This is a genomic window from Nocardiopsis coralli, assembly GCF_014892575.1.
Lineage (GTDB): Bacteria > Actinomycetota > Actinomycetes > Streptosporangiales > Streptosporangiaceae > Nocardiopsis > Nocardiopsis coralli.
Genome location: NZ_JADBGI010000002.1, coordinates 20,863 through 44,514 on the forward strand (window position 1 = coordinate 20,863; position 23,652 = coordinate 44,514).

Genomic DNA, 23,652 nt, shown 5'->3' on the forward strand with positions numbered 1-23,652 from the left:
GGGGTGCTGGGGCGCTGATGATTGAATTCTCGACGGTGTTCCGTCACCTGCAAGGACACCTCACCGACGAAGGGGATAGAAGCAGTCGTGCTCCCGTCCAAGAAGCGCTCGCGCGCGCACAGGCGCGGCGTCCACCAGGGTGCGGCCGCGGCCGCACTGGCAGGGCTGCTGCTGGCGACCACCGCCTGCGGCAGCGACAACGCGGTGCCCCAGGGTGCGGCCCCGGAGGTCCCCGACGACCTGGAGTGCTTCTCCGGGAACCTGGCAGGTTCGGGTTCCAGCGCCCAGGAGAACGCCATGGCGACCTGGATCGCCGGCTACCAGGCCGCCTGCGAGGACGCGCAGATCTACTACGACTCGATCGGTTCCGGCGGGGGCCGGAGCCAGTTCATCGACGGTTCGGTGGCCTTCGCGGGCACCGACACGGCGATGGAGCCGGAGGAGAACGAAGAGGCCCTGGAGCGGTGTGACGGTTCCGACACCGTGAACCTGCCCGCCTACATCGTGGCGGTCGGCGTGGTCTTCAACATCGAGGGCGTGGACGACCTGAACCTGCGCCCGGACACGATCGCGAAGATCTTCGACCAGGAGATCACCCACTGGGACGACCCGGAGATCGTCGCGGACAACCCCGACGCCGACCTCCCGAACCTGGAGATCACCCAGGTCAGCCGGGCCGACGAGTCCGGGACCACGGAGAACTTCACCCACTACCTGTCCGAGGCCGCCCCGGACGCCTGGGAGCACGAGCCCAGCGGCCAGTGGCCGGGCGAGCCGCAGGAGTCGGCGCAGGGCAACAGCGGTGTGGCCGACACGGTCTCGCGCGCCGACGGTTCCATCGGCTACCTGGAGATGTCGCACCTGCACGGCCTGGACACCGCCTCGATCGGGGTCGGTGACGAGTTCGTCGACATCAGCCCGGAGGGCGCGGCCCAGGTGGTCGGCGACTCCCCGCGCCGCGAGGACAACGCCAACGAGTACGACCTGGGTCTGGAGCTGGACTACGGCACGACCGAGCAGGGCGCCTACCCGATCGTGCTGGTCAGCTACGAGACGGCCTGCCTGGAGTACCCCGACCAGCAGGAGGCCGAGCAGGTCAAGGCGTTCCTGCAGTACGTGGTGAGCGAGGAGGGCCAGCAGGAGGCCTCCGAGGAGACCGACTCCTCCCCGGTCAACGACGCGCTGCGCGAGGACCTGATGGAGTCGATCGGGGCGATCAGCGGCCAGAGCTGATCGCTGCGGCGGCCCCGGACGGGGACTGCGTGAGGAAGGGGGCGTGCCCGGCGGGCACGCCCCCTTCTGTGTGTCCGTGGTGCCGTCACCGGCCGCCCGTGTCCCGGCCGTCGGTGCGGCCTCCCCCGTGGGCCTCGCGGATGCGCTGCCAGCACTCGCCGATCCAGGCGCCCAGGCGGCGCAGGAACGGGGTGCGGGGCGGGGTTCCGTGCTCGTCCGGGCCGGCGCGGCCCTCCTCCTCGGGCGGTTCGTGGTCGAGCCCGCCGGGGCCGCCGTCGCCTTCTTCCCCGAACCCGTCGAACGGATCGTGGCCGTCCTGGTCGCGGTCGCCGTTCTCGGTCCGGGACTCGGGCGAGCGGCGCGGCAGGGGCGGGACGGCGCGGTACAGCGACAGGTCGGTGAGGGTCTCCTCCCCCGCGTGGATGCGGTACCGCCCGTGCAGGGCGGAGACGACCTCGCCGACGTCCTCGCCCTCCTCGCGCACACGCAGGGCGCGGGCCAGCGCGCGGGTGCGCCACAGGCGCACGCCGGGGCCGGTGGTGGCGGTGGTGGCGGGGAAGAGTTCGGTGAGGCCGGCGCGGGAGCGTTCGGCACCGGCGAGCAGGCGGGAGAGCGCGACCTGGCCCATGCCCCAGGCGACGGGGACCTCCAGCAGGAACGGTGCGGGAAAGGCGGTGCGCGGGGTGGCCGAGGCGAAGGCGATCCGGGGTTCGCGCAGGTAGTTGGCCTGGATGAGGCGGAGTCCGAGGCCGAGCTCGTCGAGTTCGCGGTCCTCGGCGGTGAGGCTCTCCCAGTCGGCGACGAGGGTGATGAGCAGGTCGGTCTCGGCGCTGTCCAGGAGCCGGTCCACGCACCCGCGCACCAGGTCGTAGGGGGCGCCGGCGATGTCGACGACGGCGTGCACGAGGGGGACGCGGCGCCGGTCGTCGGGCACACGTTCGCGGTAGGTGTGCGGGTGCGGCATGAGTTCGGCCAGGACCTTGGTGCGGAAGCGCTCGGAGGGCAGGCGGGTGCGGAAGGTCTCGCCTGGGCCGGTGTGCCAGGCGGTGGCGGCGCGTTCGGGGAGCATGACGGCCCCGGCCTGCCAGAGGCGGTAGGCGAACTCGGTGTCCTGCCCGAGGTCGAGCTCGGGGTCCACTCCCCCGGCGACCTCGTACAGGCCGCGACGCAGGCCCGCGGCGGCGCCGACGTAGGCGTGGAAGCCCAGGTGGTCGGCCTCGCGGAGATCGTCGGTGTCGGCGAGGCGGCGTTCGACCCAGGCGTGGTGACGGCCGTCGTCGAGGGTGCGGTGCAGGGTTCCGGACCGCAGGAGGCCGCTCAGGGTGTCGGGGTCGTCGGGGGTGTGGCCGGCGAAGCGGACGCGGCCGAGGGTGACGCACTCGGGGTGGACGTGGTGCCAGCGGGCCTGGGCCTCGACGAAGCGCGGGTCGGCGATCATGTCGGCGTCCATCCACAGGAGGATCTCGCCGGTGCTGGTGTGGGCCCCGTAGGCGCGGGCGTACCCGGCACCGTGGCCGCCGTCGGGGGTGCGCACCAGGCGGGTGTTGGCGGGCCGGGTGTGGGGCAGGCGCAGCGCCGGGACGGAGTGGTCGTCGACCACGACGGCCTCGATGAGGTCGTCGGGGTAGGTCTGGGCGGCCAGGGAGGCCAGCGCGAGGTCGAGGCGGTGCTGGCCTCCGTGGGCGGGCAGCACGACGCTGACCGGCAGGCGTGGTGTCCAGCTCCCGAGGGCGGGTGGGGTCAGTGCTCCCCAGTCGTTGCCGAGCACGCGGGTGGTGACCCGCTCGACCCGTCCGCGGCGGGAGACCCCGTCGACTTGAGACCCTACGTACTTATTGAGTGACACAGAGTAACTATAGCCGTCTTCGCCCGGACCGGACGGTGATGCACGGCCAGGTGTGGCGCGCATGCGCCGCAGAGCCGGCACAGCCACCACCCGACGCCCCGGGGCGCGACGAGAACGTGCATGAGATGGGGCACCTGCCCCGCTCCCACCGCGGAGCACTGCAGCCGGACGCCAGCCGCGCCACGGCAGCGCAGCCCCGGCACACCCCTGCCCGGCCCCGGAAGAACGGAGGTGGGGCGCCGGCGGACAGGGCAAAGACCATCGCCCGGACAGCGAGTCGAGCGCGGCCACATCGGGTAGCCGGGCACCCAAGCCCTCCGGTGGTAAGGCCGAACACACCGGAGGACACCGGAGACGACGCCCCGCACACCCCGGAAAGGTTGCACCCATGGCGAAGATTCTCTGCGTCCTGTTCAACGACCCCGTCGACGGCCACCCGCGCCGTTACGCCCGCGAGGACATCCCCACCATCGACCGGTACCCCGACGGCCAGGGAGCCCCGGACCCCAGCACGATCGACTTCACCCCCGGTGAGCTGCTCGGCAGCGTGTCCGGCGAACTGGGTCTGCGCCGGTTCCTGGAGGAGAACGGCCACACGCTCGTGGTGACCTCGGACAAGGACGGGCCCGACTCGGAGTTCGAACGCGAGCTCCCCGACGCCGACGTCGTGATCTCCCAACCCTTCTGGCCCGCCTACCTGTCCGCCGAACGGCTCGAGAAGGCGGAGCGGCTGCAATTGGCCGTCACGGCCGGCATCGGTTCGGACCACGTGGACCTCGACGCCGCCAGGGAGAAGGGGGTCACGGTCGCCGAGATCACTTACTCCAACAGCATCAGCGTCGCCGAGCACGCGGTGATGCAGATCCTGTCCCTGGTCCGCAACTACATCCCCTCACACCGGTGGGTCACCGACGAGGCGGGCTGGAACATCGCCGACTCGACCGAGCGGGCCTACGACCTGGAGGGCATGTCGGTCGGTGTCATCGCGGCCGGCCGCATCGGACTGGCGGTCCTGCGCCGCCTGCACTCCTTCGACCTCGACCTGCACTACACCGACCCCCAGCGGCTGCCCCGCGAGGTCGAGGAGGAGCTCGGCCTGACCTACCATCCCGACGCCGAGTCGCTCGCCACGAGCGTCGACGCGGTGTCGATCCACGCGCCCCTGCACGCCGGGACCGAAGGGCTCTTCGACGAAGAACTCATCGGGCGGATGAAGCGCGGCGCCTACATCGTCAACACCGCCCGGGCACGGATCTGCGACCGTGACGCGGTCGTGCGCGCCTTGGAGAGCGGACAACTCGCAGGGTACGCGGGCGACGTCTGGTACCCGCAGCCGCCGGAGAGCGACCACCCGTGGCGCTCGATGCCCCACCAGGGAATGACGCCCCACGTGTCCGGGGCGACCCTGTCGGCACAGGCGCGTTACGCGGCCGGCACCCGGGAGATCCTGGAGAACTGGCTGGACCGCGAGCCCATCCGCGACGAGTACCTGATCGTCGAGGCGGGCCGGCTCTCCGGCGCCTACGGCACCGGCGGGGCCAGGGCCTGATCCCGCCTCCCGGGAACGGCGCGGGGCGCGCCGCACGGTGTGCGACGCGCCCCCGGGGTCCGGTCCGGCCACGCGGGCCGGTCCTCAACCGCGGGTGTCGGAGCCCTCGCGCAGCATGCGCACGCCGAGGTAGACCACCCCGACGACCAGGCCGATCATGACGACCCACACGAGCAGGCCGATGATCACCGACAACAGCCAGAAGAAGGCGATGACGGCGGCCACACCCGCGCCGACCTTCAGCAGTACTCGTCCCATAACGGGAAGAATACGTGCCCGTGGCCGGATGTGGACACCCCCGGGTCAGCCCACGCGCACGGCCGTGGTGAAGACGCCGTCCCAGTAGTCGGCGAGGGCGACCTCCTCCAACGGCTTGGAGGGGTTGGAGCCGTGGATCATCTGCCCGTTGCCGGAGTAGATGCCCACGTGGCTGGGCGAGGCGGCGTCGTAGAAGAAGAGCAGGTCGCCGGGCTCGACCTCGTCGCGTGAGATCTGGGTTCCGGCGTTGACCTGGTCGAAGGTGGTCCGCGGCAGGTCCACGCCGGCCTGCGACCAGGCGGCCTGGGTCAGACCCGAGCAGTCGTAGCCGTCGGGCCCGGTGCCACCCCACACGTAGGGCTTGCCGATCTGGTCGCGGGCGAAGTCCAGGACGGCCTGCACGTCACCGGAGGCGGCCGCCTCGGCACCCCCGCCTCCGCCGCCCCCGGTGGGCGAGGCGGAGGACGTCGGGTCGACCCCGCCCAGGCTCTCCAGCACCTCCTCCTGCTCCTCGAGCGCCTCCTCGCCCTGCTCGAAGGAGGTCTCGGCCTCCTGCAGGGACTCGGCGGCGCGGTCCTCGGCCTCGGTGGCCTGGGCGAGCAGGCGCTCGGAGCGGTCGAGCTCGTCGACGTAGTCCGAGAGCACCGCCTCCTGGCCCACGGACAGGAAGTCGAGGTCGGCGATGTTCTGCAGTGCCTGGTCGGGCGAGCTGTCGAAGAGCACGCCGGGCAGGCTGTGGGTGGTGCCGGTGTAGGCGCTCTGTGCGATGAGCGAGACCTGGCCCGACATCTCCTGGAGGGATTCCTCGGCCTCCTCCACACGGTCCTCGAGGTCGGCCACCTCGGCCTCGGCGGCCTCGTGGTCCTCCTGCGCCCGGTTGTAGGCCTCGTTGAGCGTGGAGAGCTCCTCCTGGAGCTGCTCGTAGCGTTCCCTGGCCTCTTCCTCGGTCTGGTCGGCCAGGGCGACCCCGGAGGAGAGCAGGACCGTACCCAGGGCCAGGGTTCCGACGGTGGCGAAACGGCGGCTCGCGCTGGAACCGGTCTCGGGGTTGCGAGTCAAGGGACCGCTGCCTTTCTCCCACATCCGTCTACCGGCGCAGGGCATCCCGAAGGCACGCCTGGCGACAGGCGTGGCCGGGGATGTGTGGGAGGGGGTCCCGACGGCGGCGCACGGAAGAAGGGCCGCGGACGATCGGGCTGCTGCGCCGGCCTCTGCTCCTGGGAAAAGACGAACAATGAGCAGAGTGCAACGGCGAACCGGACGTTGCTCCCCTGGTGGGAACAAAAGGTGTCGAACCGGCTCAGGGGAACCCTAAGCCACCCCTCGGACCGGACGCGACCCGATCGTGACCTTGCGCTGAACCGGTATTGAACTGCCACGACGTGGTGGGCGGGCCGCCGAGGGGCGCGAGCTCCGGTGTTCCGGGGGCTGTGCGCGCGCACGTGCCCGACCAATGCCGCACCAAACACCGCCCCGGGAGTGGTCCGACTCACACCGGGAACGGGAAGGGGCGGCCGGACAGGATTGTCACGACCGCCCCGACCAGGTCCGGGACCTCACCGGTGGCCGCTCACAGGTGGCGGGCCCACCAGTCCAGGACCGCCTCGAACCGGGCGATGCGGTGGCTGGGCAGCCCCGAGCGGGAGAGCTCGTGGCCCTCCCCCGGGAACAGCAGGAACTCGGTGTCCTCACGACGGCGCCGCAACCGCACGTACAGGCGTTGGGCCTGCTCGACCGGGCAGCGCCAGTCCTGCTCCGAATGCATGATGAGCGTCGGGATCTCGATCCGGTCGGCGTGCGCGAGCGGGCTCTGGCGCTCCCAGCCCTCCGGCGGGCCGTAGAGCGGGTGTGGGAAGAGCGAACCGATGTCGGAGGAGCCCTCGAAGCTGTCGATGGAGGTCAGCGCCCGTTCGGGGATGGCGGCGCGGAACCGGTCGCCGTGGTGGGCCGCCATCCACGTGGTCATGTACCCGCCGTGGGAGCCGCCCATCACCCCGACACGTGCGGGGTCCAGGCGTTCGTCCTCCAGAGCGGCGTCGAGGAAGGCCAGCAGGTCGACGGCGCTGACCTCCCCGACGTTGCCGATGATCGCCCGCGCGTGCGCCATGCCGTACCCGGAGGACCCCCGCGGGTTGCACAGCACGACCGCGTACCCGGCCCCGACCAGGACCTGGGTCTCGTCGAAGAACTGGTGGCCGTAGGGGGCGAAGGGGCCGCCGTGGATCATCAGGACCACCGGGTGCGGCCCCTCCCCGCGCGGAACCGCGACCCACCCGTGGACCTCGTGCCCGTCGGGGGCGCGGGCGGTGAGCTCGGTGACCGGATGGGCCTCCAGCTCCATGAAGGAGGTCAGGGGGACGGCGCCCTCGGGGCCCACGCGCACGAGTTCACCGCTGCTGCGGCCGTCGGCGACCACGGCAACGGTGACGCCCGCGCGGTGGTCGAAGGACTGGGTCTGGACGGGCCCGCCCACGAGCGTCTCGGGGTCACCGCCGTCGAGGGGAACCCGGAGCAGGTGCACGGCGCCGCGGCGGTCGGTGCGCAGGAGCACGGCGTCGTCGAGCACGTGCAGCTGCAGGAGGACGTGCGGGCCGTCCTCCTCATCGGTGAGGCGCACCGGGTCGGAGCCGCCGTCGAGGGGCACGCGCCACAGGCCATCGGTGCGGCCGACGAAGTCGCGGTCGTGCTCGCCGAGGCCGCTCGCGGTCAGGAAGACCTGGGTGCCGTCGGGCGCGGGGAAGGCGGCGCCGGCCGAGAGGCGGCCGTGGGTGAGTCGGCGCGGTGCGGCGCCCTCCTGCGGGGCACAGGCCCACACGTCCTCGACCAGGTCGGTGTCGGCGCTCTCGTGCAGGGCGGCGGTGAACAGGACCTCGGTCCCGTCGGTGCTCCAGGCGGGTGCGGCGTGGTCGGCACGGGCGGTGGTGAGGCGGACGGGGGTGCCGGGCTCGCCGTCGGGGTCGATGGGTGCGGTGACGAACACGTGCTGGGGGCGGTCGGGGTGGAACCCGAGGCCGTCCAGGCGGTACTTGAGTGTGGTGATGCGGCGGGGCGGTTCCTTGCCCGGTTCGGTGCCGGCGGTGTAGCGGCCCTCGTCGGGGACGCGGGCGGTGTGCGCGAGGCGGGTGGAGTCGGGGCTCCAGGCGGGGGCGGACGCGCCGAGGGGGTGGTCGGTGACCTTCCAGGGTTCGCCGCCGTCGACGGGCAGGACGTGGATCTGGGGTCGGTCGTCGGAGTCGGGGCGGAGGAAGGCGATCCAGCGTCCGTCGGGTGAGTGGACCGGTACGGAGTCGTGCTCGCCGCGGGTGAGGGGGCGGGGCGGGCTGGAGCCGTCGGTGGGCACGGTCCACAGGCCGCCGGCGTAGGTGTCCTTCTCGAGGTCGGGGCGGGTGAGGGCGAAGACCGCGCGGGTGCCGTCGGGCGACAGTGTGGGCGCGCCGATGCTGTGCAGACGGGTGAGGTCGGCAGGTTTCATGTGTGGTCGGCCGTAGCGGCGCACTGTGCCGGCGGCCTCCTCCTTCGGTGTGCTGGGGCGCGTCAGCCTATCGACGCGCAGACCCGCGGTGCCAGGGGTTTCGTGGGCGGTCAGCGGCGGGCGCGGGGTGCGCGCAGGTCGGTCTCGAGCTGGGAGCACACCCAGCGGCCCTGGTGGGTGACGGCGCGGAAGGCGAAGACCCGGCGGCGGCACCGGCATCCGACCACGGCGCTGGCCTCGACCTGGTGGGGCGCGGGGCTCTGGTGGAAGACCTTGTCCAGGCGCGGGGCGGTGCAGCAGGCCAGACCGCTGCGCAGGGTGCGGAGCTGTTCGCGCACGGGCACCGTGAGCGCAGGGCTGAGCGACTCAGGGGTGCGCTGGCCCACCAAAACCTCGGCGATCTGCTGCGCGAGCCGGCACACGCCGGGCGGCGTGCGGTGCCCGCGCAGGCGCGCCCGCGGCGCCCCGGGCATGCCGTGACATGCCCGCCCTGCCCCTGCGGTACGCCGGTCGGCAGCCGCCGGGGCACCGGGTCCGGCCGCGGCCGTTGCCGGCCCAGCCGAAGGCCGGCCGGGCGTGCCCGCACCGGCAGGCACGCCCCGGGGTTCCGGGACCTGGCCTCCGGCATCGGGGGTGCTCGGACCGGACCTGGACGGGCCGGGCCCCTCGGAGCCGTCGGTGGAGGCACCGGCCCTGGCGGTGACGGTCTCCGTCGATTCGGCCGAGGACCGGTCGGCCGTGCGGGGCGTGCAGCCGGCAGCACGCGCAGGTGTGACCACACGCCCGCGGGCACGTGCGGTGGCAGAGGGATCGGGTGCGGGGGTCGTGGTGGGTTCAGGAACGTCGGGCTGGGCGTGGTTCCGGGCGCGGCGGGAGGGGTGGGTCATGGCCGGTCCCTTTCCGGTGGGGGTGTCGCCTCCACCCGTACAGAGAGCATCCGGGCGGGCAGATTGGTCACCTGGCATGCCAGGTTTTTTCATCGCGACGTCACCGGTGTGGGCCGGGCCGGGCCCGCGCGCGGGCCGGGGAACCGGCATACTGCGAGGCGTGACACACGCGTACCTCTCCGCCCCCGTCCCGGTGGCCCTCGCGCACCGGGGCGGGTGGCTCACCGACGACCGGGGCGAGCCCAGCACCGAGCTGGAGAACACCGCGGCGGCGTTCCAGCACGCGGTCGACCTCGGCTACACGTACCTGGAGACCGACGTGCACGCCACCTCCGACGGCGTGCTCATGGCCTTCCACGACGCGACCCTGGACCGCACCACCGACCGGACCGGCGCGATCGGCGACCTGCCCCACCGCGAGGTGTCCCGGGCCCTGGTGGCCGGGCGCGAACCGGTACCGCTCATGGAGGACATGCTCGGGTCGTGGCCCAAGGCACGGTTCAACATCGACCTGAAGGCCGACGCCGCGGTGGAGCCCCTGGTCGAGGCACTGCGCCGCACCGACGCCTGGGACCGGGTGTGCCTGGGCTCCTTCGACCAGGCCCGGTTGGAACGGGTCCGCCGCCTGGTCGGCCCGCGGGTGGCGACCTCGTGCGGGCCCCTGGACGTGGTGCGGCTCCGGTTGGGTTCGCTGAGCCCGTTCCTGTCGGGCCTGGCCCCGCGGGTGCCGGCGTGCGCGCAGATCCCGCTGCGCCAGGGCTCCTTCCCGGTGCTCAGCCGCGACGTCATTCACACCGCCCACCGCGCCGGCATGCAGGTGCACGTGTGGACGGTCAACGAACCCGCGGTGATGGAACGCCTGCTCGACGCGGGCGTGGACGGCATCGTCACCGACAACACCGCCGCCCTGCGCGAGCTGCTCATCAGGCGCGGCCAGTGGCCCGCGGCGGCCGGCCCCGACCAGGACCCGTTCCAGAGAGGTTGACCCCCCGTATGTCCTCCGCTCCCCCCGACGGCGAGGTCGGCAACACCCCGTCGCCGGACCCGGCCCAGCGGCGGCGCGAACAGCGCGGCTGGTACGTCTACGACTGGGCCAACCAGGTCTTCATCACCTCGGTGGTCACGGTCCTGATCGGCCCCTACCTGTCGGGGCTGGCGTGCGACGCGGCGGGGGCGTCGGACGGTGACGCCTGCCTGGACCCGTCGGTGCGCATCCATCCCCTCGGGGTCGACTGGATCAGCCTGCACCCGAACGCGCTGCACCCCACCCTGACCACGGGCGTCGTGCTGATCCTGGTGCTGCTGCTGCCGCTGGTGGGTGCGCTGGCCGACCACACCCGCCACAAGAAGCGCTGGCTGTTCTGGCTGGCCGCGGGCGGGTCGGTGGCGGTCAGTTCGCTGTACCTGACCGACGACTACCGCCTCACGTCGTTGCTGTTCGTCATCGGCAACGTCTGTTACGGGCTCTCGATCGTGGTCTTCAACGCGTTCCTGCCCGAGATCGCCACTGCCGAGGAACGCAACCGGGTGTCGGTGACGGGCTGGTCGCTGGCCTACCTGGGCGGGGCGGTCCTGCTCACCTTCCACCTGGGGCTGGTGACGTTCGCGCCGGACATCGGGATTGGCGACGCCGAGGCGGTGAGGATCGCGTTCGCGTCCGTCGGTGTGTGGTGGCTCGGTTTCTCGGTGCTGGGTATCCGCCCCCTGCGCAACCGGTACGGAAAACTGGCGCAGCAGCCGGGGCGGCCGAAGGTGGGCGCCTCCCTCAAGCAGTTCGCCCGCACCGTGCGCGACATGCGCAACTACCCGAACACGCTGCTGTTCCTCGTCGCGTTCATCTTCTTCAACGACGGGATCCAGGCGGCGATCTACTTCGCGGGCAACTTCGCCACGCAGGACCTCGGGCTGTCGCTGACGGTGCTCAGCGCGACGATCCTCATGATCCAGTTCGTCGCCTTCGCCGGGGCCCTGTTGATGGGGCGCATCTCGCGGGTGGTGGGCACCAAGAACACGGTGCTGGTGAGCCTGGTGATCTGGTGCGCGCTGGTCACCGCCGGGTACTTCCTGCCGCCGGGTGAACCGCTGCTGTTCGTGCTGCTGGGCCTGGGCATCGGCACGGTCCTGGGCGGAACCCAGTCATTGGCGCGCGCCCTGTACTCGCTGCTGATCCCGCGCGGGCGCGAGGCGGAGTACTTCAGCCTGTACCAGCTGGCCGACCGTGGTTCGACGCTGCTGGGTTCGGCCACGATCGCGCTGGTGGTGAACCTGACCGGCGGGTACCGGACGGCGATCTTCTCGTTGCTGATCTTCTTCGTCATCGGCGCCGTCCTGCTGTGGCGCACCAACCTGAAGGCGGGGATCGAGGCGGTCGGCAACACGGTGCCCCGCCACCTGTGAGGACCACGGCGTCCGAGACCCCGCCCCGGGCGCCCGCCGCCTCCGCCACCCGTGAGGGCCCCGGCACCCGCCGGCGTCCCGTTCTGTCGTCTCCCGCGGCGATACTGGAGCGCGCGAGGAACGAGCCGTCCGGGGAGGGTGTCGAGGGTGTTGGTGCTGCACGGGGTGTGGGACGGCGACGCGCTCGCGGTCTGGGGCGAGGCCGAGAGCCCGGCCGCAATACCGCCCGGCGCGCACACCGGGGCCCACCCCTTCGCGCTCACGGCGGGCGTGCTGCGTGCGGCGCTGTCGGGCGCGGGTGTGCGCGGGCGCCCCGGACAGCTCACCCTGACGCTGCCGGGCGACCCCACGGGGCCGGTGCACTCGTCGCTCGCCCCGCGTGACACCGGGCCGGCCGGGGCCCACCCGTGGACCGTTCCGGCCGTGCGCCTGTCCCCTGCCGAGGCGACCGAATTCCTGTCCGCCCCTGCCCCGGAAGGCACCGCGCACGGTCCGGGCACCAGGCACCTGCGCGCCGTCCTGGACTTCGCCGAACACCTGGTCGGAACCGGGTGTGTGCTGCCCGACCTGGTGGGCCGCCCGCCCCGCGCGCGTTGGCGCCCGGCCCCGGTCGAGCAGGCCGAACGCCACCTGTCGGCCCTGACCGCGGCCCTGCCGGCGGCGGCGCGCGCCCACCTGTGGGAGGCCGACGCCGACACGGTGGCCCGCCGGTGTGTGCTCGCGCCGGTGGAGCTGCTCACCGACGCCGTGGCCCGCCGGCGCGCCTCGACGCCCGCTCGCCCCGACCCCGAGCGCACCTCCTCCCCCGAGGCCGTGCTGTCGCGGGCCCTGACCGGCCCGGATCCGCGCGTGGACCAGGGCAGCGCCGATCGGCTGCGCGGTCCCCTGCGGCGGTGGCGGTCGCGGGTGCAGGGCGCGGGCCGGGCCGAGCTGCTGTTCCTGCTGCGCGAGCCCGAGGGCGAGGGCCCGCAGGTGTGGTCGGTGGAGTTCTGGGTGCGCTCGGCCGCCGACCCGGGGCTCCGGCTGCCGTTGGAACAGGTGTGGTCGGGTGAGGGCGCGGCCTGGCTGCCCGACGACGTGGGCACCACGGCCACGGCGGACCTGCGCGCGGCGGCCCGGCACTACCCGGCGCTGCGGCAGGTGGCCGACCAGGCCGCGCCCACGCACCTGAGCCTGCGCACCGAGGGCGCCGAGACCTTCGTCGCCCGGTACGCGCCGCTGTTGAGCGGGGCGGGGTTCGGGGTGGTGCTCCCCGAGTGGGCCGGCCGCCAGGCGTTGGGGCTGCGCATGACGGTCTCGGACGGCCAGGGCAAGCGCCGCGGCGGCGGTGTGGGCCCCACCGACCTGGTCGCGGTCTCCTTCGAAGCGCTGCTGGGCGCCGACGGCGGCGGTGAGCCCCTGGACCAGGCGGAACTGGCCGAGCTCTCCGAACTGGCGCGGCTCAAGCGCTCCCTGGTGCGGGTGCGCGGGCGCTGGTGCGAGATGGACCCGGAGCAGGTCGAGGGCGCCCTGGCGGCGATGCGCAAGCGCGGCCGCATGCGCCGTGAACAGGCCCTGCGCGTGGCCGTGGGCGTGGAACAGACCCCGGTCCCGGTGGCCGACGTGGTCGCCGACGGTCCACTGGGCCGGCTGCTGGACGGGGGCGCGCGGGCCGAGCTGCAGCCGATGGGTTCCCCGCGCGGTTTCGAGGGCAAGCTGCGCCCGTACCAGGACCGCGGGGCGTCGTGGCTGCGGTTCATGGGCGAGCTCGGGTTGGGCGCGGTCCTGGCCGACGACATGGGCCTGGGCAAGACGGTGCAGCTGTTGGCGGTGCTGACCGACGAGCGTGCCGAGGGGGCCGCGGCCGGTCCGACGCTGCTGGTGTGCCCGGTGTCGTTGGTGGGCAACTGGCGCCGGGAGGCCGAACGCTTCGCGCCCGGGCTGCGTGTGCACGTCCAGCACGGCCCCGACCGGCCCTCCGGCAACGCGTTGGCCCGGCTCGTGGGCGCCTGCGACCTCGTGGTGACCACCTACGGGGTGGTGGCGCGCGACAGCGAGGAGTTGGCGGCGCTGCCCTGGCACCGGGTGGTGTGCGACGAGGCGCAGGCGCTGAAGAACCACGACACGGGGCAGGCGCGGGCGGTGCGCTCGTTGCCGGCCGAGACCCGTATCGCACTGACCGGTACCCCGGTGGAGAACAACCTGGGTGAGCTGTGGTCGGTGATGGACTTCGCCAACCCGGGGCTGCTCGGCAGCGCGGCCGATTTCCGGCGTGCGGTGGGCGATCGGGCCGAGGCGGAACAGGGCGAGGGCGAGAACACCGACCTGGTGCGCCGGTTGACCGGGCCGTTCGTGCTGCGCCGGCTCAAGACCGACCGTTCGATCATCTCCGACCTGCCGGACAAGCACCTGGTGCAGACGTGGTGCACGCTCACCCCCGAGCAGGCCTCGTTGTACAAGGCGGTCGTGGACGAGATGGCACGGCGCCTGGACGAGGCCGACGAGCACGAGCGCAAGGGGCTGGTGCTGACGACGATGGCGCGGCTCAAGGCGATCTGCAACCATCCGGCGCAGTTCCTGGGTGACGGGTCGGCGCTGGTGGGTCGTTCGGGCAAGGTCGAACGCCTGGAGGGGGTGCTGGGCGAGGTCGTGGCCCAGGGTGACAAGGCGCTGTGCTTCACGCAGTACGCACGTTTCGGGGAGCGTCTGGCGCCGTACCTGCGTTCGCGGCTCGGGGTCCCGGTGCTGTGGTTGCACGGCGGCACCCCCAGGTCGGAGCGGGAGGCGATGGTCGAGCGGTTCCAGAACTCCGAGGGGCCGGCGGTCTTCGTGCTCTCCCTCAAGGCGGCCGGGACGGGGCTGAACCTGACGGCGGCCAACCACGTGGTGCACGTGGACCGCTGGTGGAACCCGGCGGTGGAGAACCAGGCGACGGACCGGGCCTTCCGGATCGGCCAGCGCCGTGACGTGCAGGTGCGCACGATGGTGTGCGTGGGCACGGTCGAGGAACGGGTGGAGGAGATGATGGCCCGCAAGAGCGCTCTGGCCGAGGGTGCGGTCGCCACGGGTGAGGAGCGACTCGCAGGGTTGTCGGTGGAGGAGCTGCGCGAGGTGGTGCGGCTGGCGCCGGAGGCGGTGGCCGGATGAGCGCGTGGTCGCAGCTGGTCGCCGAGGCCCTGCCCGCCCCGGGGCGTGCGCCGGGGCCGGTGGAGCGCTGGTCGGTGCGCCCGGGCGAGGTGGGTGCGCGGGTGGCCGGGCACGAGGTGAGCCTGGCCCGCCCGGTGGCCGAGGAGGAGGACTGGGACCGGGTGTGCGCCGCGTTGGCCTCCCAGCCGGTCTTCCGTGCCCCGGCCCTGGACGGGCGGTTGCCGGTCGAGCTGGCGCGGGTGTTCGCGGTGGTGGGGCTGCCGCTGGTGCCCTCGGGGTGGGGCCCGCTGGCGGCCTCGTGCACCTGTGCGCACTGGGACGGCGTGTGCGCGCACCTGGGGGCGGTGGTGGCCGAGCTGGCGGCGCGCGCGGACGCGGACCCGTTCGTGCTGGTGCGGTGGGCCGGCGGTGAGAAGGCCGCGTTCGTCGCCCGGGTGTCCGCGGCCGCCGCGCACCGGGGCGAGGTGGAACCCGGGGATCCGCAGGACGGGGACCCCGACCCGGCCTCGGCCGCGGTGTTCTGGTCGGCGCCCGTGCTGCCCGAGCTGCCGGAGGGCCTGCCGGGCACGGGGCCCCGGGTGCGGGCCGCGGCGCCGGGTTCGCTGTGGGACGACCTGCCGGTCTTCGACCGTCCCGAGTGATCCCGTCCCCGCGGAAAAGGCCCGATCATCCCCCTGCCCCGGCCACGCGTGACGGAAAGCAGCCGGAAAAGCCGAGCGCACGGAAACGCCCCGGCCCGCTGCGAGAAGCCCGCCCGAACACGAGCGCGGCAAGAAAGAGTTCACGTGGATGAATTTCTCGCCGAAAAGCCGGTCACAGCGGCGGTGTGCGTTCTACGATGCGCCTGAACGGCCGTGTTCCCGCGTGTTCGGCCTCGCCCCGCACGCGCGCACCGACGACCACCGAGAAGGAGGCAGGGGTCCCGCCCGCCCGGCCCCGGGGCGAGGTGGCCCCGCAGCGCCGATGAACGAACGCATTCCCCCCGGGATCGACATGCGCACGCCCAGTGTCGCACGGATGTACGACTATTTCCTGGGCGGCAAGGACAATTTCACGGTGGACCGGGAATCGGCCGACACCCTTCTGGAACGCATTCCCGAGATCTCGGCGTTGTCGCTGGGCAACCGGGCCTTCCTGTCGCGGGCGGTGGACCACGTGGCCCGCCACGGGGTGGTGCAGTACCTGGACCTGGGCGCGGGCCTGCCCACGGTCGAGAACACCCACAACGTCGCCCAGCGCGCCGACCCCCGTGCCCGCGTGGTCTACGTCGACAACGACCCCGTCGTGCTGGTGCACGGGCGGGCGCTGCTGACCGACCGGGCCGGGACCGCGTTCGTGCTCAGCGACCTGCGCGACATCGACGGGATCCTGGACTCCGACGAGGTCCGGGCGCTCATCGAGCTGGACGTGCCGGTGTGCCTGATGCTGGTGTCGATGCTGCACTGCCTGCCCGACGAGGACCGCCCCTTCGACCTGGTGCGCCGGACGATGGACCGCCTCGCGCCGGGTTCCTACCTCATCTACTCCCACCTGGTCTCGGACGATCCGGGCACCGCGGCCTGGCTGACCGAGCAGATGAGCGGTTTCGGGACCCCGTGGGGCCGCGTGCGCTCGCCCCGTGAGGCCGAGGCCGCTTTCGACGGCCTGGTTCCGGTCAGTGCGTGGCCGGACGGGCGCGACGAGGGTCCGCGGGTGGTGGACTGCGCGAGCTGGCGCCACCCCGACCTCGCCCCGGTCGCCCGCCCGGAGGACGACAAGATCAAGCTGTGGGAGCTCTCGGGGGTCGCTTACAAGCCCTGACGCTGCCGTCGGGGGTCGGCCCCGGGCGCGTCGGGTGCCCGGGGCCGGCGCCTCACCGGGCGCTCAGTTCCGGTCCGGCCTGGGCCAGGTGCCAGGTCAGCAGGGTGTTGACCCGCGGGGCCTGCTCCCAGGACAACAGGTGCGCGGCGTGGTCGAGCACCCTCAGCCGGGCGCCGGGGATGCGGTCGGCGATGAGGGCCGCGTTGCCGTCGACGGGGGTGGCCTGGTCCTCGCTTCCGCCGACGACGAGGGTGGGGGCACCGACGCGGCGCAGGTCCTCGCGCACGTCCCACTGGGAGATGGCCTCGCAGCAGGCGGCGTAACCCTCGGCGGGGGTGTCGGCGATGCCGTCGCGCAGTTCGGTGACCTCGTGCGGGCGGGCCTTGGCGAAGTCCTCGGTGAACCAGCGGCCCACGACGGTGTCGGCCAGGGCGACGGGCCCCTGATCGCGGGCGAGGGCGGCGCGGTCGAGCCAGTTCTGCGGCCCGCCGGGGTAGGGGGAGGTCGCCAGCAGGGCGAGGCGGTCGATGCGTTCGGGGGCGTTCACCGCCAGCCACTGGCCGACCATGCCGCCCAGGGACAGCCCGGCGTAGTGGGTGCGTTCGACGCCGAGGCGGTCCAGCAGGGCGAGCACGTCACCGCCCAGGTCGGCCATGGTGTAGGGCCCGTCGGGCACCGGGGAGCGGCCGTGCCCGCGCATGTCGAAGCGGACGACCCGCAGGGCCGTGGACAGCGCCTCGACCTGGGGTTCCCACATCTGCGTGGTCGAGCCCAGGGATCCACCCAGCAGCAGGGTGGGGGCGTCCTCGGGCCCGGTGACGGTGTGGTGGAGTTCGACGCTCAAGGGTTCCGTGCTCCGTTCGGTTCGGATGGCTCTCGCGCCGGTCCTACCCGGGCGCCGGGCGGGTGACGCCGCGGGGCGGGTGCGGGCCGGATCGCCTGCCCCGCAGGGGTTGGGGCCGGTACCTGGCGTCACGCAGGGGCCGTTCGGCATGAGAACATCGGACTCAGCAGACCCGATACCAGGAAGGCCCGGCCATGCCCGACGACCAGACCCGCGGCGGGCACTTCGTGCAGTCGCTGGAACGCGGACTCGCCGTGATCCGCGCCTTCTCGGCCGAACGCCCCTCCATGACGCTGAGCGAGGTGGCCCGCGAGACCGACCTGACGCGCGCCGCGGCACGGCGGTTCCTGCTCACCCTCGCCGACCTGGGGTACGTGCGCACCGACGGGCGCCTGTTCTCGCTGACCCCGCGCGTGCTCGACCTGGGTTACGCCTATGTGGCCTCGGCCGGGTTGCCGGACGTGGCCCAGCCGCACCTGCAGGACCTGTCGGCGCGGGTGCGCGAGTCCGCGTCGGCCTCGGTGCTGGACGGCGACGAGGTGCTGTACGTGGCGCGCTCGGCGGCCTCGCGCATCATGACGGTGTCGGTGACGGTGGGGACCCGTTTCCCGGCCTCGGCGACGTCGATGGGGCGCGTGCTGTTGGCCGGGCGCGGTGACGAGGAGCTGGACCCCTACCTGGAGCGGGTGGAGCTGCCCGCGCTGACACGCTTCACCCTCACCGATGCGGCACAGCTGCGCGCGGAGCTGGAGCGGGTGCGCGGGCAGGGGTACGCGCTGGTCGACCAGGAACTGGAGGAGGGGCTGCGCTCGCTGGCGATGCCGGTGCGCGACCGTTCCGGCGAGGTGGTGGCCGCGGTCAACATCTCCGCGCACGCCAACCGCACCTCGATCGACCAAGTGCTGGAGGAGCTGCTCCCGGAGCTGCGCACGACCGCCGAGCGCATCGAGTCGGACCTGTGGGCGGTCGACCGGCGCTGAGGGCGGGAGGGCCGGGCCTCCCCCGGCTGCGCCCGGAACCCTGGGCAGCGGGCCCCGCGGCGGCGACCGCTCAGCGGACCAGGGCACCGCGCTCGAAGGTGCGCAGGATGCGGGGCACGAGGTCGTGGCGTGAGATGCGCCCTGTGTGCACCAGGTCCAGGCCGGTGAAGACCAGCGCCCACATCACGTGCACGAACCATTCGGGTTCGACGTTGGTGTCCAGGGCCCCTTCCTCCTGCCCGCGGGCGAAGAGGGCGACGATCTCCTCGGGTTCGTCGGCCTCCTCCCCCGTGTCGTGGGCCTGGGCGAGCGCGGGGTCGCCGAAGGCGAAGACGACCCGGTCGCCGACCTCGATGTGCGCGGCGATCATGCGGCGCACGGCCTCCAGGGCCGGCCCCTCGTGCAGACGCGCTTCCTCCATGGCCCGGCCGATCTCGGCGAGGGAGTCCTCGTAGGTGGCGGACACGAGTTCGTCGCGGTCGGGGAAGTAGCGGTGCAGGGTGCTGCGCCCGACGTCGGCGGCCCGGGCCACGGCCGACAGGGGTGCGTTGCGGTCCTGGCCCAGGACGGTGGCGGCGGCGCTGAGGATGGCCCGGCGGGTGCGGCCGCGGGCACCCGTGGCGGCCCGGTCGGCGGTATCGGTCATGGGCGCAAAGGTACCCAGTTCTGAGAGGGTGCACAGACATGTCTTTTTGTGGGACACTGATGTCTCATAAAAAGATTTTTCAGTTCCACGATGGAGTGAACATGCACGTGTTGGTGACCGGCGCCGGCGGCGCCGTGGGCGGCCTCGTCGCCGAGTCCCTGCTGTCCGAGGGCGCGCAGGTCAGCGCGCTGACGCGTTCCCCCGACCGGTGCTCCTTCCCCGACGGGGTCCGGGTGCTCGGCGGGGACCTGACCGTGCCCGACAGCCTCGACGGTGTCTTCGACGGGGTGGACGCGGTCTTCCTCCTGGTACTGGCCAGGGACCACGACGCGGTGGTCGAGCGCATGCGTGCGGCCGGGGTGCGGCGTGTGGTCGTGCTGTCCTCGTCCTCGGTGGAGAACGACGGCGACGGCAGCGAGGGCAACTTCGGCCACATGCACCACCGTCCGCTGGAGTACGCCGTGGAGCGCTCCGGCATGGAGTGGACACACGTGCGCGGTGGTGAGTTCATGCTGAACGACCTCGACGACTTCCCCGCCTCGGTGCGCACCGAAGGGGTGATCCGGGCCCCGCACGGCGACCAGCCCGGCGCCCCGGTCCACGAGCGCGACGTGGCCGACGTGGCCGTGGCGGCCCTGCTGAGGGAGGGCCACACGGGCCGCGCCTACGAGCTCACCGGGCCGGAGGCGATCACGCCGGCCCAGCGCGCCGAGGTGATCTCCCGGGCGCTGGGGCGCACGGTCTCCTTCGTGCACCTGAGCCTGGCCGAGGCACGCGAGCTGTGGATCTCCAACGGTGTCCCGCCGCAGCTGTGCGACTGGCTGCTGTGGGGGAGCGATCCCGAGGACGAGGGCGCCGAGTGGGACCTGTCGCAGATCGTCTCGCCCGACTACGAACGTGTCATGGGGCACCCGGGCCGCGACTACGCCTCGTGGGTGGCCGATCACGTGGACGCCTTCCGGTGAGGCCGACGCCCGCCGTGGCGGCCCCTGCGGGCGTCCGTGGCGTCTTGCGGTACCCGGTCCGTCCTGAGATCCTTCCCCGAAACCGGACGAGAGACCGAGCAGGAGCACCGTGACCGACGTACACGCCACACCGCACATCGCCGAACGGTCGGGGATCTTCCGGATCGGCGGGGACCTCCCGGTCCACCGACTGGGTTTCGGAGCGATGCGCGTCGTGGGCGACGGGGTGTGGGGGCCGCCGCGCGACCGCGACGAGGCCCTGGCCGTGCTGCGACGGGCGGTGGATCTGGGCATCACCTTCATCGACACCGCCGACTCCTACGGACCCCAGATCAGCGAACGGCTGATCCGGGAGGCGCTCTACCCCTACGCCGACGACCTGGTCATCGCGACCAAGGCCGGACTGGCGCGCACCGGCCCCTCCGAGTGGCACAAGCTGGGACGGCCCGCCTACCTCAAGCAGCAGGCCGAGCTGAGCCTGCGCAACCTGGGTGTGGAACGCATCGACCTGTTCCAACTGCACCGCATCGACCCCGAGGTGCCGCTGGCCGACCAGCTCGGCGCCCTGGTGGAACTGCGCGAGCAGGGCAAGATCAACCACATCGGTTTGAGCGAGGTGACGGTGGACGAGCTCAGCGCCGCCCGCGCCATCACGCCGATCGCCTCGGTGCAGAACCAGTACGCGCCTTCGTTCCGACAGTCCGAGGACGTGCTGGAGCAGTGCGAGAAGGACGGCATCGCGTTCCTGCCCTGGGCGCCGGTCGCACGCGGGGAGATGGCCGCGCCCGAGTCGCCGCTGGCCTCGATCGCCGCCGAGCACGGGGTCACGCCGGTGCAGTTGGCGCTGTCCTGGCTGCTGTACCGCTCCCCCGTGATGATCCCGATCCCGGGCACGTCCCGGGTCGCGCACCTGGAGGAGAACACGGCGGCGGCCTCGGTGCGGCTGTCGGAGGCCGAGGTGGAACGCATCAGTCAGTTCCTGGGCAGCTGACGGGCCGGTCCCCCGAACGTGTCAGGGGCCGTGCGGTTCTGCCGCACGTCCCCTGCCCGTGTGTGCGTGCACTGCGCGGGCGTCCCCGCCCGGGCCTCGCTCGGCCCGCTTCTCAGCCGGGGCGCAGCCGGAAGACCTGCAAACGCATGTCGTAGTACTTCTCGGTCTCGCCGACCCATTCCATGCCCAGGCGACGGGCGACGGCGATCGCACGTTCGTTCTTGGGCCGGGCGACCGCGAAGATCTCCTCGATGCCCTGTTTGAAGGCCCATTCGGTGATGGCCTTGCTGGCCTCGGTGGCGTAACCCTGGCCCCAGACGTCGGGACGCAGCGCCCAGGTGAGCTCGAAATCCTCCTCGAAGGGCGGAAGGAGCTTCACCGAGAGCCCTCCCACCAGTTGTCCGTCCTCCCTGCGGACGATGGCCCAACGTCCCGCGGGCGGCATCAGGTTGGGTCCCGACTCGATCCAGGCGTGCAGGACCGAACGCATGGCGGCGGCATCGTTGACCGGGCGCCATTCCGGTGTCAGCCAGTGCGCGACCTCGTCGGCCCCGTAGACCTCCAGGGCCGCCTCGGCGTCGCCCAGCTCCCACTCCCGGATGAGGAGCCGGTCAGTAGACAACTCAAGGCTCATATCACAACGGTAACCCGGGACCAAGCACCGCAACAGGGGGTGGAGTGTCCCGGATCACGCAACAGCGGGCACGCGGGCACGGACGTCGGCGACGATGCGTTCGACCACCTCGCGCGTGCGCCCGACGAAGTAGAAGTGGTCGCCGGGGAGGGTGTGGTGTTCCAGGGGCCCGGCGGTGTGCTCGCGCCAGGCGGACAGTCGGGAGGGCGGCATGCCGCGGTCGTCGGCGCCGCCGAGGACCGAGACCGGCAGGTGCAGGGGCGGGCGCGCGGGGTCGGGGCGCCAGGTGTCGACCAGGCCCAGGTCGGCGCGGACGACGGGGGCGATGCGGGCCCACTGGTCGGGGTCGGTGAGGGCTGCGGCGGAGGTGCCGCCCATGCGGGCGACGATCTCGCGGAGTTCGGCGTCGGTGCGCAGGTGGCGGGGTGACTCGCGTTCGGGGCCGTGGGCAGGGCTCCAGGCCGAGACACCGAGCCAGGCGGGGTCGGGTTCGGCGAGGTCGGCGAGCAGGAGGTGGGCGATCTCGTGGGCGACCAGGGCGCCCATGCTGTGGCCGAAGAGGCCGTAGGGGCGGTCGCGCAGGCCGGCGGTGGCCTCGGCCAGGTGGCGGGCCAGGGCGCGGGCGTCGCCGATGGGTTCGAGGTGGGCGGCGGTGTCGCGCCCGGGGGCCTGGAGCAGGCAGATCTCCCAGTCGTCGGGGAAGTGCCGGACCCAGGGACGGTACCCCTGCGCCGTTCCGCCCGCGTGGTGCAGGACGAACAGCCGGAAGCGGCAGTCGGGAACGGTCTTGAGCCTGGTGAGGGCCCCCTGGTGCACTGGTCTCCTCCGTCGCCGGGACGCGGCCGGTGGCCGCCACAACACGGCGAACTTACCAGCGAGTAATAAAAACGGGGACACAGAGGGCCCCGCCCCCGGCGCTGTGCCGCGGGCGTTCGGGGCGGATCGGGCGCGGGTCAGGTACGGCGCAGCAGGGTGCGTGCGCCCTGCACCCCCGCGTACAGCAGGGGTAGCGCGACCAGGGTCAGGGCGGCGGCGCTGCGTTCGGCCCAGCCGCGGCCGGGGGCGAGTGTGTCCGGTTCCACGAAGGCCCCCAGGCGCCCCTCGCGCAGGGACGGATCGCCGGTGGCCAGGGTGTACAGGAGGGCGGCGGTCCACACCAGAGCGACCAGGGCCAGGAGCGCGCAGACGCCGGCGGCCACGAGGGTTCCGGTGGTGCGGCGGGGCGGTCCGGGAGCCCGGTCGGGCCGGGGCGCGCGCACGTCGCGGGCGATCATCACCGCCGCGCTGAGCACGAGCACGCCGAAGACGATGCGGGCCAGGGACCCGGCGGTGACCTCCTGGGCGGCCGGGGGCGCATCGGTACCGAAGAGCGCGGCGGCCAGGTCGGCGGCGCCGCCGGAGGGCTCCGGGGGCAGGGCGACCGGGTCGGGGGCGGGGACGGAGAGCCAGGCCAGGGCGGTGACGACCACGGCGGCGGCGAACACGAACACGGGCCAGGGGCCGCGCGGGAGCAGGCAGAGCAGGAGCGCGTGGGCGAGCACGACGGCGTACCAGGGGTACATGAGCGGGGCCGGTTCGGTGAGCACGATCGCGCCGAGCACACCCGGCCCGGGGTCGGCCGCGTCCCGCAGGAGGGGGCCCGCGCCGCTGACCAGGACCAGACCGGCGGCCAGGACCAGGGCCACGGCGGCGCGGCCGAGCAGGAACCGTGCCCACGCGCCGATGCGGGCGCGCAGGGGCGTGCGAGGCTCGGCGGGCGACGGGCCAGCCGACCCGGGCGCGTCGCCGGTGGCGTCCTCGGGCGCAGGTGCTTCGTCGGGGACGTCCCCGGTGGCGGGGGCGTCGCCGATGTCCTCCGCGGGCGCGTCGCCGGGGGCGCGGTGCTCGGTGTCCATCCGGGCCTTTCTCGGTCGGGGATGCCGCCCGCCCGCACACGACGGGCCCCGCCGTCGAGGCTGCGGCTGCACCTCGCAGTGGACGGTCCGAACCGAAGGTTCCGTTCACTTGCCATGACGGATGGGCAG

Annotated in this window: 20 protein-coding genes; 10 read left to right on the forward strand and 10 right to left on the reverse strand. The window is 73.1% G+C overall.

Annotation, left to right across the window (positions count from 1 at the left end; all coding sequences use genetic code 11):
* The first annotated feature begins 87 nt into the window (after positions 1-87).
* Positions 88-1,233 carry a phosphate ABC transporter substrate-binding protein PstS gene (gene pstS / locus IDM40_RS02055; RefSeq protein WP_193120159.1) on the forward strand — a complete coding sequence of 382 codons (1,146 nt, stop codon included), beginning with the start codon at positions 88-90 and terminating at the stop codon, positions 1,231-1,233.
* Positions 1,234-1,318: 85 nt separating this feature from the next.
* On the opposite strand, the gene IDM40_RS02060 is transcribed toward pstS, so the two are convergent.
* On the reverse strand, positions 1,319-3,079 hold the full coding sequence (locus IDM40_RS02060; RefSeq protein WP_328806912.1) for a glycosyltransferase: 1,761 nt from the start codon (positions 3,077-3,079) through the stop codon (positions 1,319-1,321).
* Positions 3,080-3,467: 388 nt separating this feature from the next.
* On the opposite strand from IDM40_RS02060, the gene IDM40_RS02065 reads away from it, so the two are divergent.
* Positions 3,468-4,628: an NAD-dependent formate dehydrogenase gene (locus IDM40_RS02065; RefSeq protein ID WP_193120160.1), complete on the forward strand. Its 1,161-nt coding sequence runs from the start codon at positions 3,468-3,470 to the stop codon at positions 4,626-4,628.
* An 84-nt stretch (positions 4,629-4,712) separates the two neighbouring features.
* Here IDM40_RS02065 and IDM40_RS02070 read toward each other — a convergent pair whose 3' ends face one another.
* The 4 genes from IDM40_RS02070 to IDM40_RS02085 form a co-directional block, all read right to left on the reverse strand.
* Positions 4,713-4,886: a hypothetical protein gene (locus tag IDM40_RS02070; protein WP_193120161.1), complete on the reverse strand. Its 174-nt coding sequence runs from the start codon at positions 4,884-4,886 to the stop codon at positions 4,713-4,715.
* Positions 4,887-4,931: 45 nt separating this feature from the next.
* Entirely contained in the window at positions 4,932-5,945 is a 1,014-nt protein-coding gene (locus IDM40_RS02075) for a C40 family peptidase (protein ID WP_235997245.1), read from the reverse strand.
* 511 nt (positions 5,946-6,456) lie between these two features.
* On the reverse strand, positions 6,457-8,358 hold the full coding sequence (locus tag IDM40_RS02080; RefSeq protein WP_193120163.1) for a S9 family peptidase: 1,902 nt from the start codon (positions 8,356-8,358) through the stop codon (positions 6,457-6,459).
* 110 nt (positions 8,359-8,468) lie between these two features.
* A complete protein-coding gene (locus tag IDM40_RS02085) occupies positions 8,469-8,831 on the reverse strand; it encodes an Rv3235 family protein (RefSeq protein WP_193120164.1) in 363 nt (120 codons plus the stop codon).
* Between the two features lie 574 nt (positions 8,832-9,405).
* Between IDM40_RS02085 and IDM40_RS02090 the strand changes: the two genes are divergently transcribed.
* The 5 genes from IDM40_RS02090 (at position 9,406) to IDM40_RS02110 (ending at position 16,568) form a co-directional block, all read left to right on the forward strand.
* A complete protein-coding gene (locus IDM40_RS02090) occupies positions 9,406-10,230 on the forward strand; it encodes a glycerophosphodiester phosphodiesterase (protein WP_193120165.1) in 825 nt (274 codons plus the stop codon).
* Between the two features lie 8 nt (positions 10,231-10,238).
* On the forward strand, positions 10,239-11,642 hold the full coding sequence (locus IDM40_RS02095) for an MFS transporter (protein ID WP_193120166.1): 1,404 nt from the start codon (positions 10,239-10,241) through the stop codon (positions 11,640-11,642).
* A 147-nt stretch (positions 11,643-11,789) separates the two neighbouring features.
* Positions 11,790-14,768: a DEAD/DEAH box helicase gene (locus IDM40_RS02100; RefSeq protein ID WP_193120167.1), complete on the forward strand. Its 2,979-nt coding sequence runs from the start codon at positions 11,790-11,792 to the stop codon at positions 14,766-14,768.
* On the forward strand, positions 14,765-15,409 hold the full coding sequence (locus IDM40_RS02105) for an SWIM zinc finger family protein (protein WP_193120168.1): 645 nt from the start codon (positions 14,765-14,767) through the stop codon (positions 15,407-15,409). Before IDM40_RS02100 ends, IDM40_RS02105 begins: the two co-directional genes overlap by 4 nt.
* Before the next feature lie 322 nt (positions 15,410-15,731).
* Positions 15,732-16,568, forward strand: coding sequence for an SAM-dependent methyltransferase (locus IDM40_RS02110; RefSeq protein ID WP_193120169.1), 837 nt, complete (start codon positions 15,732-15,734; stop codon positions 16,566-16,568).
* A gap of 52 nt (positions 16,569-16,620) precedes the next feature.
* Here IDM40_RS02110 and pcaD read toward each other — a convergent pair whose 3' ends face one another.
* On the reverse strand, positions 16,621-17,412 hold the full coding sequence (pcaD, locus tag IDM40_RS02115) for a 3-oxoadipate enol-lactonase (protein WP_193120170.1): 792 nt from the start codon (positions 17,410-17,412) through the stop codon (positions 16,621-16,623).
* A gap of 194 nt (positions 17,413-17,606) precedes the next feature.
* Between pcaD and IDM40_RS02120 the strand changes: the two genes are divergently transcribed.
* Positions 17,607-18,392 carry an IclR family transcriptional regulator domain-containing protein gene (locus tag IDM40_RS02120; protein WP_193120171.1) on the forward strand — a complete coding sequence of 262 codons (786 nt, stop codon included), beginning with the start codon at positions 17,607-17,609 and terminating at the stop codon, positions 18,390-18,392.
* Between the two features lie 70 nt (positions 18,393-18,462).
* Here IDM40_RS02120 and IDM40_RS02125 read toward each other — a convergent pair whose 3' ends face one another.
* Positions 18,463-19,038: a TetR/AcrR family transcriptional regulator gene (locus IDM40_RS02125; protein WP_193120172.1), complete on the reverse strand. Its 576-nt coding sequence runs from the start codon at positions 19,036-19,038 to the stop codon at positions 18,463-18,465.
* A gap of 101 nt (positions 19,039-19,139) precedes the next feature.
* On the opposite strand from IDM40_RS02125, the gene IDM40_RS02130 reads away from it, so the two are divergent.
* Positions 19,140-20,003, forward strand: a complete 864-nt coding sequence (locus IDM40_RS02130; RefSeq protein WP_193120173.1) for an NAD(P)H-binding protein — start codon at positions 19,140-19,142, stop codon at positions 20,001-20,003.
* 109 nt (positions 20,004-20,112) lie between these two features.
* Positions 20,113-20,994 (forward strand): aldo/keto reductase, encoded by an 882-nt coding sequence (locus IDM40_RS02135; protein WP_193120174.1) that lies wholly within the window; start codon positions 20,113-20,115, stop codon positions 20,992-20,994.
* Positions 20,995-21,106: 112 nt separating this feature from the next.
* Here the strand turns inward: IDM40_RS02135 and IDM40_RS02140 are convergent, their stop codons facing one another.
* The 3 genes from IDM40_RS02140 to IDM40_RS02150 form a co-directional block, all read right to left on the reverse strand.
* Positions 21,107-21,628 carry a GNAT family N-acetyltransferase gene (locus IDM40_RS02140; RefSeq protein ID WP_193120175.1) on the reverse strand — a complete coding sequence of 174 codons (522 nt, stop codon included), beginning with the start codon at positions 21,626-21,628 and terminating at the stop codon, positions 21,107-21,109.
* A gap of 54 nt (positions 21,629-21,682) precedes the next feature.
* Complete coding sequence (locus IDM40_RS02145; protein WP_193120176.1) at positions 21,683-22,444, reverse strand: thioesterase II family protein; 762 nt, start codon at positions 22,442-22,444, stop codon at positions 21,683-21,685.
* Positions 22,445-22,581: 137 nt separating this feature from the next.
* Positions 22,582-23,523 (reverse strand): hypothetical protein, encoded by a 942-nt coding sequence (locus IDM40_RS02150; RefSeq protein WP_193120177.1) that lies wholly within the window; start codon positions 23,521-23,523, stop codon positions 22,582-22,584.
* Positions 23,524-23,652: the final 129 nt, after the last annotated feature.